The organism is Bradyrhizobium sp. SZCCHNGR1005 (assembly GCF_032489995.1).
In the GTDB taxonomy this organism is placed as follows: domain Bacteria; phylum Pseudomonadota; class Alphaproteobacteria; order Rhizobiales; family Xanthobacteraceae; genus Bradyrhizobium.
The window spans coordinates 155,658-167,712 of the sequence record NZ_JAUEZC010000008.1 but is presented as its reverse complement, the minus strand read 5'-3'; the positions used below and the strand labels follow the sequence as shown (position 1 = coordinate 167,712).

Annotated in this window: 8 protein-coding genes; 5 read left to right on the top strand and 3 right to left on the bottom strand. The window is 62.5% G+C overall.

The features are described 5' to 3' along the window. Nucleotides 1–156 precede the first annotated feature (156 nt). The 3 genes from QXZ85_RS27860 (at nt 157) to QXZ85_RS27850 (ending at nt 3,854) form a co-directional block, all read left to right on the top strand. Nucleotides 157–423: a hypothetical protein gene (locus tag QXZ85_RS27860; protein WP_315705472.1), complete on the top strand. Its 267-nt coding sequence runs from the start codon at nt 157–159 to the stop codon at nt 421–423. Between the two features lie 1,170 nt (nt 424–1,593). Further along, nucleotides 1,594–2,175 (top strand): TRAP transporter small permease subunit, encoded by a 582-nt coding sequence (locus QXZ85_RS27855; RefSeq protein WP_315705202.1) that lies wholly within the window; start codon nt 1,594–1,596, stop codon nt 2,173–2,175. Between the two features lie 23 nt (nt 2,176–2,198). Then, nucleotides 2,199–3,854 (top strand): TRAP transporter large permease subunit, encoded by a 1,656-nt coding sequence (locus QXZ85_RS27850; RefSeq protein ID WP_315741334.1) that lies wholly within the window; start codon nt 2,199–2,201, stop codon nt 3,852–3,854. Nucleotides 3,855–3,922: 68 nt separating this feature from the next. On the opposite strand, the gene QXZ85_RS27845 is transcribed toward QXZ85_RS27850, so the two are convergent. The 3 genes from QXZ85_RS27845 to QXZ85_RS27835 form a co-directional block, all read right to left on the bottom strand. Continuing rightward, a complete protein-coding gene (locus QXZ85_RS27845; protein WP_315705200.1) occupies nt 3,923–5,011 on the bottom strand; it encodes a TRAP transporter substrate-binding protein in 1,089 nt (362 codons plus the stop codon). A 227-nt stretch (nt 5,012–5,238) separates the two neighbouring features. Continuing rightward, entirely contained in the window at nt 5,239–6,591 is a 1,353-nt protein-coding gene (locus QXZ85_RS27840; RefSeq protein ID WP_315705199.1) for a HAMP domain-containing sensor histidine kinase, read from the bottom strand. 1 nt (nt 6,592) lies between these two features. Continuing rightward, nucleotides 6,593–7,267, bottom strand: a complete 675-nt coding sequence (locus tag QXZ85_RS27835) for a response regulator transcription factor (RefSeq protein WP_315705197.1) — start codon at nt 7,265–7,267, stop codon at nt 6,593–6,595. Nucleotides 7,268–7,547: 280 nt separating this feature from the next. Here QXZ85_RS27835 and QXZ85_RS27830 point away from each other — a divergent pair, with 280 nt between their 5' ends. Both QXZ85_RS27830 and QXZ85_RS27825 read left to right on the top strand, forming a co-directional pair. Beyond that, nucleotides 7,548–8,753, top strand: coding sequence for an efflux RND transporter periplasmic adaptor subunit (locus QXZ85_RS27830; protein ID WP_316175257.1), 1,206 nt, complete (start codon nt 7,548–7,550; stop codon nt 8,751–8,753). 37 nt (nt 8,754–8,790) lie between these two features. Continuing rightward, nucleotides 8,791–12,042, top strand: a complete 3,252-nt coding sequence (locus tag QXZ85_RS27825) for an efflux RND transporter permease subunit (RefSeq protein ID WP_315768113.1) — start codon at nt 8,791–8,793, stop codon at nt 12,040–12,042. Nucleotides 12,043–12,055: the final 13 nt, after the last annotated feature.

The window sequence follows — 12,055 nt, the reverse complement described above, 5'->3', positions numbered from 1 at the left end:
ACACCGCAGTTCGTCAACCGACCTGCCTGGCGCCAGCAGGCCGGGAACTACGGCCGTTTGGGCGAGTTGCAGCAGCGTGGAGAGGATCGTTGGATGAGCGACAGTTCCGCTGATCGCTTGTCCTCCATTCGGCATCGTTTGAACAGAGAGGCGACAATGAAAGCACCCCTTCTTCTTGCTGGCGCAGTGATCATCGGATGCGCCGCCCCCGCAATGGCAGATGAGTACTACGTCGTGCAAGGACCCAGCCATCACTGCACGATCACCACCACGCGCCCGGCGGACAAGGAAATCGTGACGCAGATCGGACCCATGGCCTTCACCAGCCGCGTGGAAGCCGAGGACCGCATCAAGCAGACCAAGGTCTGCGAAGACGAAGGCACCGTGGGCAGCAGCAGCACGACGGTCATCAAGGAGAAGTAGTCGACGGCGTCATTTCAATCGAGCTCCGGCGACATGAGGTCGCGCCGATTACTATCGGCGCGACCTTGTTGTTCGCAACCGACGCCACGGTTCGGCTTCGTCGGGAATGGCCGATCGGACTCAAGGGCTGCACATTGCAGGGGATACCGCACTCATTCCTGCCCGTCGGGCGACTCGCCCCGGCTGAGCAGACGCGCGAATGCGCGATCCGGCTCATTTCCTGCCAATCGAGGAGCGATTGAGGCCTAAATCGACCCGCGCCGAAAAACTCGTTTCGCGAGCCGGTTCAAAACGATCACCCTTGTCCAGTCCCCTCACGAAAAATATCCATATTTCGCTTTATCAGAAATTGTGATTTCATTCGCTCGTCCCGCCTTGCTGAGGGGTGTATCGCGATCGTCACGGACGCTGAGCGCGGGATGCGGTGGGTGTGTCGGGTTGCAGCGCGAGCATTCGCGCGGACGAACGACTCCGGCACGCACGGTCAAGTCGCGCGGTCCTGATACCCCGACGCTGGTATCACCTGCGCAACGCGCCTAGCGCGTTGTCGCAGCATGGTGGCCAACAAGCCCGGCGCACCAAGGAGAACGCGAAGCAGCCGTTAAAGCCATCGTGCAGGGAATGCCGGGATGTCTCGGCTGGACCTGTGGTGACTGCCGCCTGCTTTCTTTCTGCAGGCGGGCCATGGGTGCGGCCAGCTCCCGGCATTCCCTGCTCCTCTTCCTAAAGAGGAGGTCCATCATTCAGAGCTCGGACGCAATACGCGCCGCGAGAGCGCGACGTCATGTCGGAAAAGCCACGTGGAGCATGGCATGGTGCAATGCGGAGAACATCGAACGCGGCAGCGAACGCGCTGTCCCGCCGCGATCGATGGCGGTACGACTGCCTCGCTCCGGCTGTCCTCCGCGCAACGCGCGGGGCGCTCCGGGGCCCGCTTGCGGGGCCGCTCTCTCGAGAAAGGGTGCTTTCCGCCCCCTAGCCTCTCACTTTACCACTCCCAAGCAAGGCTTTGACGGGGCGTCAATTTCTCTTTTTTCCGATTGACGGGACCAGTGGCCGCTGAAATGGTGCGCCCGATTTTCACGCCTGCCGGGCCGGATAGGGCCGCTGCGCGACATCCGCAGCCAGAAGTGCAGCGCGAGAGGAAAGCGGCATGGAGGAGGACCGGCGTTGCAGTCGCTGCTGAAATTGAGCCGTGGGATCGATGCGTTCACAACCTGGGTCGGGAAGCGGCTTGCCTGGTTGATCCTGCTCGCCGTCATCGTATCCGCCGTCAACGCCATCGTCCGCAAGGTGTTCGACACCTCCTCGAATGCCTGGCTCGAGCTGCAATGGGTGCTGTTCAGCGTCGTGTTCCTGCTGTGCGCGCCCTGGACCCTGCTCGATAACGAACACATCCGCATTGACATCGTGAACAACATGATGCCGAAACGCGTCCGCGACGTCATCGACATCGTCGGCCACGTGTTCTTCCTGCTGCCGCTCACGATCGTCATGATCGTCACCAGCGTGCCGTTCTTCCTGAACTCGTACGGGATCAACGAGCAGTCCAGCAACGCCGGCGGACTGCCGCAATGGCCGGCGAAATCGCTGATCATGATCGGCTTCGCTTTCCTGCTGGTGCAGGGCATCTCCGAGCTGATCAAGCGCATCGCCGTCATGCGCGGACTGATTCCTGATCCGCATGCGTCGAAGGCGCACGGGATCGAGGCCGAGGTCGAGCACCTCGTCGAGGCGATCGAGAAGAAATGAGCGCCGGGCGGCGGGGGGATTAGATGGAAGCGTTTCTGATTGCCAACCTGGCGCCCATCATGTTCGGGTCGCTGGTCGTGGTATTGCTGCTCGGCTATCCGGCGGCATTCTCGCTCGGCGCGGTCGGCCTGTTCTACGCGCTGGTCGGCATCGGGCTCGGCGAGTTCCGGCCTGACTTCCTGCAGGCCCTGCCCGAGCGCGTCTACGGCGTGATGAACAACGACACGCTGCTGGCGATCCCGTTCTTCACCTTCATGGGCCTGGTGCTGGAGCGCTCCGGCATGGCCGAGGACCTGCTCGATACTATCGGGCAGCTGTTCGGCACGGTGCGCGGCGGCCTCGCCTATGCCGTGGTGTTCGTCGGAGCGCTGCTTGCGGCGACCACCGGCGTGGTCGCAGCCTCCGTGATCTCGATGGGCCTGATCTCGCTGCCGATCATGCTGCGCTACGGCTACGACCGGCGGCTCGCCGCCGGCATCATCGCCGCCTCCGGCACGCTGGCCCAGATTATCCCGCCCTCGCTGGTCCTGATCGTGATGGCCGACCAACTCGGCCGCTCGGTCGGCGACATGTACGAAGGCGCCTTCATCCCCGGCCTCGTGCTGTCCGGCCTCTATGCCGGCTGGGCCTTCATCTCCAGTATGATCTTCCCGAAATCGGCCCCCGGGCTGCCGAAGGAAGCGATCGGCTATCGCGAGGACAATGGCAGCCGCGGCCTGACCTCGCTCGGCCTGCTGTTCCTGGCGAGCTGCGTGTTCGGCTGGTACATGTTGCGCGGCTCGGACTATCACGGCGCCGACTTCGTCGTGCTGTCGATGTTCTCCGGCATCGTGTTCGCCTTCGTGGTCGCGGTCGTCAACTGGGTCATCGACCGTCTGACCGGCTTCCGCTTCCTGTCGAAGATGGCGCAGCAGACCACCTTCGTGATGGTGCCGCCGCTGTTCCTGATCTTCCTGGTGCTCGGCACCATCTTCATCGGCCTCGCCACTCCGACCGAAGGCGGCGCCATGGGCGCGGCCGGCGCCATCATCCTCGGGGCGATGAAGCGGCGCCTGAGCTTCGACCTGATCCGCCAGGCGGTGGAATCCACCGCCAAGCTGTCGGCCTTCGTGGTCTTCATCCTGGTCGGCGCGCGCGTGTTCTCGCTGACCTTCTACGGCGTCAACGGCCATGTCTGGGTCGAGAGCCTGCTCACCTCGCTGCCGGGCGGCCAGATCGGCTTCCTGATCTTCGTCAACCTGTTCACCTTCGTGCTGGCCTTCTTCCTCGATTTCTTCGAGCTCGCCTTCATCGTGATCCCGCTGCTTGGGCCGGCCGCCGAGCATCTCGGCATCGACCTGATCTGGTTCGGCGTGATCCTGGGCGTGAACGTGCAGACCTCCTTCATGCATCCGCCGTTCGGCTTCTCACTGTTCTACCTGCGCTCGGTGGCGCCGAAGGAGCCCTACATCGATCGCGTCACCGGCAAGAAGATGGAGCCGGTGACCACCGGCCAGATCTATTGGGGTGCGGTGCCGTTCGTGGTGATCCAGCTGATCATGGTGCTGCTGGTGATCCTGTTCCCGTCGATGGTCATGCACTACAAAGGCGCGGCTTCGACCGTCGATCCGAACTCGATCAAGATCGAGATCCCCCAGATCGACGCGCCGCCGCTCGACTTCGGCCCGCCGAAGTTCTGATGGGCTGGACAAGATGAGAAACCCCCGGCGTACCGCGCCGGGGTTCTGTTTTGACTTCGATCCCAGCCTCAGCTCTGCGAATTGCGCGCCATGAAGGCGTCGTAGTTGAGCTCGGCGACCTGGAACCAGGCATAGCCGTTACTTGCGAAGTTTGTCAGTGACTCATAGGTCTTCTTGAAATCGGCATTGCTGGCGGCCACCTCGTTGTGCAGCTCGCGCGCCGCCTTGAGACAGGCCTGCATGATCTCGGGCGAGAAGCCGTGCAGCTTGGCTCCGTTGGCCAACAGTCGCCGCAGCGCCGGCGGATTGGCCTGGTCGTACTTCGCCATCATCCAGTTGTTGGCGTAGTGACCGGCCTGCTCGAGGACATTTTGGTAGTGCTTTGGCAGCGCATTCCAACGATCGAGATTGACGAAGGCCAGCAGCATCGGCCCGCCTTCCCACCAGCCCGGATAGTAGTAATGCGGCGCGACCTTGTAGAAGCCGAGCTTCTCGTCATCATAGGGACCGACCCATTCGGCCGCGTCGATCGTCCCCTTCTCCAATGCCGGATAGATGTCGCCGCCGGCGATCTGCTGCGGCACGGCACCGAGCTTCTGCATGACGCGCCCGGCAAAGCCGCCGATGCGGAATTTCAGGCCCTTGAGGTCATTGACGCTGGTCAGCTCCTTACGAAACCAGCCGCCCATCTGGCATCCGGTATTGCCGGCAAGCAGCGATACGACATTATACTTCTTATAGAACTCGTTGAGGATCTCCCTGCCCCCGCCCAGCATATACCAGGCCTGGTTGATCCGCATGTTCGGACCGAACGGGACCGACGAGCCGAAAGTGAAGGTCGGGTCCTTGCCGAAGTAGTAGTAGGAGGCAGTGTGGCCGATCTCGACCGTACCGTTCTGTACCGCATCGAGCACCTGCAGCCCCGGCACGATTTCGCCGGCGGCAAACGGCTGGATCTGGAATTTGTTGTCGGTGGCTTCGCCGACCATTTTGACCATCATATCGGCGCCGCCATAGAGCGTGTCGAGCGATTTCGGCCAGCTCGTCGGCATGCGCCACCTGATCTCGGGCATCGATTGCGCGATCGCCGGCGCAGCGAGCGCGGCAGCACCGGCCGCGCCAAGTCCGCTGACCTTGATGAAATCCCTTCGCTTCATGCTGTCCTCCCTCTTGGACGATGATGTGTCTTCGTTTTTTCTGGCCTTCGTGCGAGGCCTTTTGCGCGTCGACCATTCCGATGACGACACGTAGAGATCAGTCTGGAACATTCACCGACAGGGTGCCACGCGAAAACCATCCCGCAACGCAAAAACCAGCCTCTGAGCACTGGTCTGTCGAGGCAGGAGGAGCAGCAAGAGGAGTTGGTCGTACCGACGGAGAGGGATTAGTTCGCCAGATGACCTGCGCTCGCCGGCGCATCGCCAGCCAGCCGAAAGCGCAGCGTGAACTGCGCTCCGCCTTGCGGCAGGTTCTCGACCGCGATCGTCGCAGCATGGTCGTCGACGACCCCGCGCACGATGGACAGTCCGAGTCCTGCCCCGTCCGTGTGACGATGGTCGCCGCGCCAGAAGCGCTGGAAGATCAGCGCCTGCTCGGACGGCCTGATGCCCGGGCCGCAATCGCGCACGCGCACCGAGCCGTCCCCGGACACCTCGATGTCCACCGTCGTTTTCGGCGCGGTGTATTTGATGGCGTTTTCCGCCAGATTGAAGATCGCCCGTTGCAGCAGATCGGCATTGCCGCGGATCATGACCGGCTCTTCGGTCCCTTTGAGCGCAATCTCCTTGCCTTGCGCAAGCGCATACGGCGCGATCGCCGCGACCACGTCGGCGCAGACCGTCCGCAATTCGGCAGTCTCGGCGGGATCGACGACCAGCGTGTCGAGCTCAGCAATCTCCAGGAGCTGGCTGACAATGCGACTCATGCCCTCGATGTCTGCGAGCAGCTCCTTGGTGCCGGTGCGATCCCCGAGCGTTTCTATTCGGGTGCGCAGCACCGCAAGTGGCGTGCGCAGTTGGTGCGCAGCATCTGCAGTAAACTGGCGTTGCACCCGAAACCCGTCCTGCAGGCGATCGAGCGCACGGTTCACGGCCGTGACCAGCGGCACGATCTCACTGGGCATCTGTTCGGTCGGCAACCTGATGTCCGTGCGCGACGGTCCGATATGGCTGGCCTTCTCGGAGGCGCGCAGCAGCGGCGCAATGGCCCGGCGGAAGATCAGGATGTCGATCGCGAGCACCGCGAGCAACGTCGGAATCGTGATCCATCCTACCCGCCGAAAGAAGTTGGCGGCGATATCGTCGGTGATGACATCGCGATGGGCGAGGTCCTCAGCGACCTGGATCGTCAGGCTTCGACCGCCGATGCTCTTGCTGACGCTCGCTCCCGAGATCGAACCGGAGGAATGCGCGCGCGGCGGCAGGATGGCGGCCCCGCTTTTTCGAGAGGAGAACAGCACCTGCCCGGTTTCGTCGAGAACATCGTAGCCGTAGCGGCCATAGGCTTCGGAATAGAGATCCTTCTGGCTTTCGGAGAGATTGAGACTGACGCTGCCGTCCGCCGCTGCGGCGAGACGATCGGCCAGCGCCTCGGCCTGGCTGTGCATCACGCTTCGCTGCAACTGGTCGATCTCGGAAGTCAGCAGCCAGAACAGGATCAAGGGCAGCACGATGGCGGCCACCGTGATCACCAGGATGTGCAGCAGCACGATACGCGAGATCAGCGATTTGAAGCGCACCCTATTTCTCCTCGGACATCAGATAGCCGACGCCCCTGATGGTATGGATCACGATCTTCGCGCCATACTCCCCCAGTTGCTTGCGCAAACGCGAGACATAGACCTCGACGGCGTTCGATCCGACCTCCCCGGACAGTCCGAACAGATGGTCCTCGACGTTCTTCTTCGGCACCACCCGCCCCTGCCGCCGCAGCAGGATTTCCAGCACCGATGTCTCCCGCGCCGACAGGGTGCGAGGCACACCGTCGACGAAGATCTGCCGGCTCTCGGTGTCGTAGACGAGATTGCCGAGAGCGAGCGAACGGCCGAGCAACTGGCCCGGACGACGGAGAATTGCTTCCAACCGCGCGACCAATTCCTCCAACGCGAATGGCTTCGCCAAATAATCGTCGGCGCCGCGGCGCAGTCCTGCGACTCGATCCTGCACACCGCCGCGTGCCGTCAGCACGATCACCGGCAACGGATCGGCCCGTCGCCTCAGTTCGGCCAGGACCGCCAGGCCGTCATCATCGGGCAGACCGAGATCGAGAATCATCGCAGCGTAGTTCACGTCTCGGAGCGCGTCTCGCGCCTCGGCAGCCGAGTTGACCCTATCGACGTCATAGCCCGCGGCAACGAGCCCTTTCGCTACAAGCTCAGAGAGCTCGACATTATCTTCGACGATCAGAAGACGCATCACGATACTCCCGCGCATCAATCAGCGCCACCACACGCCCATCCAGGCGCAGCACGAGTCCTGCCGCAGCACAAGCCCGACGCCAAGCGCAAATTCTTCGAAAGGCCGTTATTTGAGCACCGCGCCAGGCAAGCGTTCGCTCGTCACGGCTCTTGTAAGGTTGGCGTCAGCTTGCCTTGATAACAGGAACCGTAGTTGTCGGCAGGACAGCGTTGCCGCCCGAGCGCGCGCAGACCTTGCATCCAACAGTTCGTCCAACGGCCGGGGGGCCGCCAACAGCATGACTCCAGTCCGTATCAGATATACGGGTTACGCAGCAGCAGCGGTCCTTGCGCTCGCGCTGACCGGATGGTTCGTGCTGCACTCCGAAGGCCGGTCGGCCGACGCGCCGGCCGTCATGACGGCCCAGCCGGATGTCAACGTCGTAGATCAGTCGGTCGAGATCACCGAGCATCAAGCCGGATCGTTCAAGGTCCTACCAGCCGAGACCAGATCATTTCGCATCACCAAGAACGCCGTCGGTTCGATCGATTTCAACCAGGACATGCTAGTGCAGGTTTTCACGCCCAACCCTGGCAAGATCGTCGATACGTTCTTCAACATCGGCGACGAGGTGAAAAAGGGAGAGACCCTGTTCACCATCGACAGCCCGGATCTGCTGCAGTCCGAATCCACCCTGCTGGCCAGCGCCGGCGTGCTGGCGCTGCAGACGCGGACGCTCGCGCGCGTGAAGCAGCTGCTGCAGACCGGCGGCGGAGCGCAGAAGGACGTTGATCAGGCGACGTCCGACCAGCAGACGGCGGAAGGCAACTATAAGGCCGCGCGCAACGCGGTGCGCATCTTCGGGAAAACGGACACCGAGATCGACCGTATCCTAGCGGATCGCAAGGTCGATTCCATCCTGATCGTACCGAGCCCAATCAACGGACGGATCGTGGCCCGTACCGCCGCCCCCGGCTTCTATGCACAGCCCGGCACCGCACCCGCGCCTTACACGCTCGCCGATCTCTCCACCATGTGGATGATCGCCAACGTGATCGAGATCGATGCACCTGCATACCGGCTCGGTCAGCCCGTCGAAGTAACGGTGCCGGCCTACCCGACCGAGATCTTTCGCGGCCACGTGACGACGCTTGGCCTCAACATCGATCCGACCACGCACCGCCAGCTGGTCCGCTCAGTAATCGAGGACCCCGAGCACAAGCTGCGCGCGGGCATGCTCGCGAGCTTCACGATCGAGACCGAACAGCCACGCCAGTCCGTCGCAGTCCCATCCGAGGCAGTGGTGCGCGAAGGCGACGGCACCATGACGGTTTGGGTCTCCGCCGATCATCGGCGTTTCGTGCGCCGAATCGTCAAGACCGGGCTCGAGCAAGACGGGTGGCGCCAGATTGTGGAAGGCCTGGCTGCGGGCGAAGAGGTCGCGTCGACCGGCGCGATCTTTCTCAGCAACAAACTGGCCATGGCCGCTGCCGGGGCGTCCTGACGCGACGCCCCTCACATCCAACGAAAAGTAGCCGGTCGTGGTCAAGAGCATCATCCAGTTCGGTCTGACGCGCAGCGCCATCGTCGCGCTGGGCCTGCTGGTATTTTGTGCCGCCGGCGTCGCCGCCTTCGTCAAGCTGAATATCGAAGCCTATCCCAATCCGGCTCCGGTAATCCTGGAGATCACTGCGCAGGCGCCCGGCCTTTCGGCCGAAGAAATGGAGAAGTACTACACCATCCCCATGGAAGTCGGGCTTTATCCGACGCCCGGCGTCGCCAATATCCGCTCGACCTCGTTCTATGGGCTGTCCTTCGTCCGCGTCACCTTCAAATATGGTGTCGATTACTATTTCGCGCTGACGCAGACCGCCAACAGCATCCAGCAAAATATTCAGCTGCCGGGCAATCTGGTTCCGACCATCCAGCAGTCGAGCCTAGTCGGCGAAATCTACCGCTATCAGCTGGTCGGACCGCCCAATTTCGGGCTGACCAATCTGCGGACCCTGCAGGATTACGTGGTCGCCAGGCGCCTGATGACCATTCCGGGCGTGGTCCAGATCAACTCCTGGGGCGGCACCACCAAGCAGTTCAATGTCGATGCGGATCTCCAGAAGCTGGAAGCCTATAACATCACCGTGCCGCAGCTCATCTCGGCACTCGGCAATGCCAACGTCAATGTCGGCGGGCGCGAAATCGCGATCGGCCAGCAGTCGGTGAACATCCGCGGCATCGGCCTGATCGATTCCGGCGGCGCCGACGACGTCACCAAGGGCTATCACGTCCAGGACATCGAGAACATCGTGCTGACCCAATCGGGCGGGCTGCCGATCCAGATCAAGGACGTCGCCACGGTCTCGGTCGGCTATGTGCCGCGGCTCGGCATCGCCGGCAAGGACAAGGACGACGACATCGCCGCAGCGATCGTGGTGATGGGCCGCACGCAGCACACCAACGCCATCATCCCGAAAGTACAAGCCGAAGTCGAGAAACTCAACAGTGACGGCACGCTACCGCCGGGCGTCAGGGTCGTGCCCTATTACGATCGCAGCTCGCTCGTAGGCGTCACCACGCACACGGTACTGCACAACCTGGTGTTCGGCTGCATCCTGGTGTTCGCCATCCAATGGATCTTCCTGGGTGATCTCAGGAGCGCTTTGATCGTCTCCGCGAACATTCCCTTTGCACTGTTCTTCGCCATCATCATCCTGGTGTTGCGCAACGAGGACGCCAATCTGCTGTCACTCGGCGCGGTCGATTTCGGCATCATCGTCGATTCCGCCGTCATCATGATGGAAAACATCTTTCGGAATCTGCAGTCGAGCCCGCAAGCACGCCAGATCACACTCCAGCGGCTCTCGGAAGGCTATTGGGGCCCCGATCCGACGCTGGCGACCCACGGCCATCCGGCTGCGAGCCACTGGAGCGAACGGCTGCGCATGATCTTCGTCAGCGCGCTGCAGGTCGACAAGGCGGTCTTCTTCACCGCCGCCATCACCGTCACGGCTTTCGTGCCGCTGTTCACGATGCAAGGCGTCGAGGGTCAGATCTTCGGGCCGATGGCGCGTACTTACGGCTATGCGCTCGCAGGCGCACTGCTCGCAACCTTCACGGTCACACCCGTGCTTGCCTCACTGCTGCTGCCCGGACGCATCGAGGAAGTCGAGACGATGATCGTGCGGGGGCTGCGCGGGCTCTACGGCCCGGTACTCAACTGGTCGCTCGCCCATGTCAGGTTCGCGGTAGCGGGCGGACTGATCTTCCTCGGCCTGAGCGGGCTCGCGGCGAGTCGCCTCGGCAACGAGTTCCTACCGGCGTTAGAGGAAGGTAATTTCTGGATTCGCGCCTCGATGCCGCCGACGATCTCGCTCGATGCCGGCACTAAGGCGACCCGCAAGATGCGGGAGATCCTTCTCCGGCACCCGGAGATCATCACCGTGGTGTCGCAGCATGGCCGCCCCGACAACGGCAGCGACGCCTCGCCTTTCTCCAACGTCGAGCTGTTCGCGCCGATCAAGCCGTTCGACCAATGGCCACCTGGACTGACGAAAGAGAAGCTCACCGAGGAGCTGCAGCGGGAATTCGAGGCCGAGCTGCCCGGCATCAGCTTCAACTTCTCCCAATATATTCAGGACAATGTCGAGGAGGCGCTCTCGGGCGTCAAGGGGGCCAACTCGGTCAAGATCATCGGCCCCAATCTGCAGGTGCTGGAAGAGACTGCGGCAAAGGTGATGGAAGAGATGGCCAAGGTCCGCGGCGTCGCCGATCTCGGCATCTTCCACCTCGTCGGCCAACCGAACCTCAACATCAAGGTCAATCGCGAAAAGGCTGCGCGTTACGGGCTGAACACCGGTGATGTCACCACCGTGGTACAGGCGGCACTCGGCGGTACCAATGCGACGACGGTGCTGGAGGGGGACCGCAGCTTCGCCGTCGCAGTCCGACTCGATGCGAAATTCCGCAAGAGCATCGATGCGGTCAAGGACATCAAGGTCGCTTATGCGACGCCATCCGGCACCAACGCCTACATCCCGCTTTCCGAACTCGCCGATATCTCGCTCGATACCGGCGCGCTCTTCATCTATCGCGAGCTCAGCCAACGCTACATCCCGATCAAGTTCAGCGTCAGAGGGCGCGATCTCGGCAGTACCGTCAAGGAAGCTCAAGAACGGGTGACGCAGGCCGTGCAGCTTCCGAGCGGCTACCGCATCGTCTGGTCAGGCGAGTTCGACAATCTGGAGGCGGCAAAAGCTCGCCTCATCATCGTAGTGCCGATTACCCTGCTGCTGATCTTCGTGCTGCTCTACGGCCTGTTCAATTCGCTGCGTGACAGCCTGCTGGCGCTCGCCGGCATTCCGTTCGCGATCGGCGGCGGCCTGATCGCGCTCTATTTCGCCGACCTTGATTTCTCCATTTCGGCGGCGATCGGCTTCATCTCGCTGTTCGGCGTCGCCGTCATGGACGGTATCCTCAACATCACCTATTTCCGAGAACTGCGGGCCACCGGCCTCAGCGTGGCGGACGCCGTATTTCGCGGCTCTGAGCAACGGATGCGGCCGATGCTGATGACAGCACTGTCGGCCGGTGTCGGCCTGTTTCCGGCGGCGCTCTCACACGGGATCGGCAGTCAGGTGCAGAGACCGCTCGCCACCGTCGTTGTCGGCGGCATGTTCATCGGCCCCGCCCTGTTGTTGATCGTTGCGCCGGCGTTGCGGCGCATCTTCCTGGCGCATGACCATACGGTCGCAAATGTCGATGACGTGACCGCCACGCCTCCGGCACCCGCGGAATAGGGTGTCCGGACCA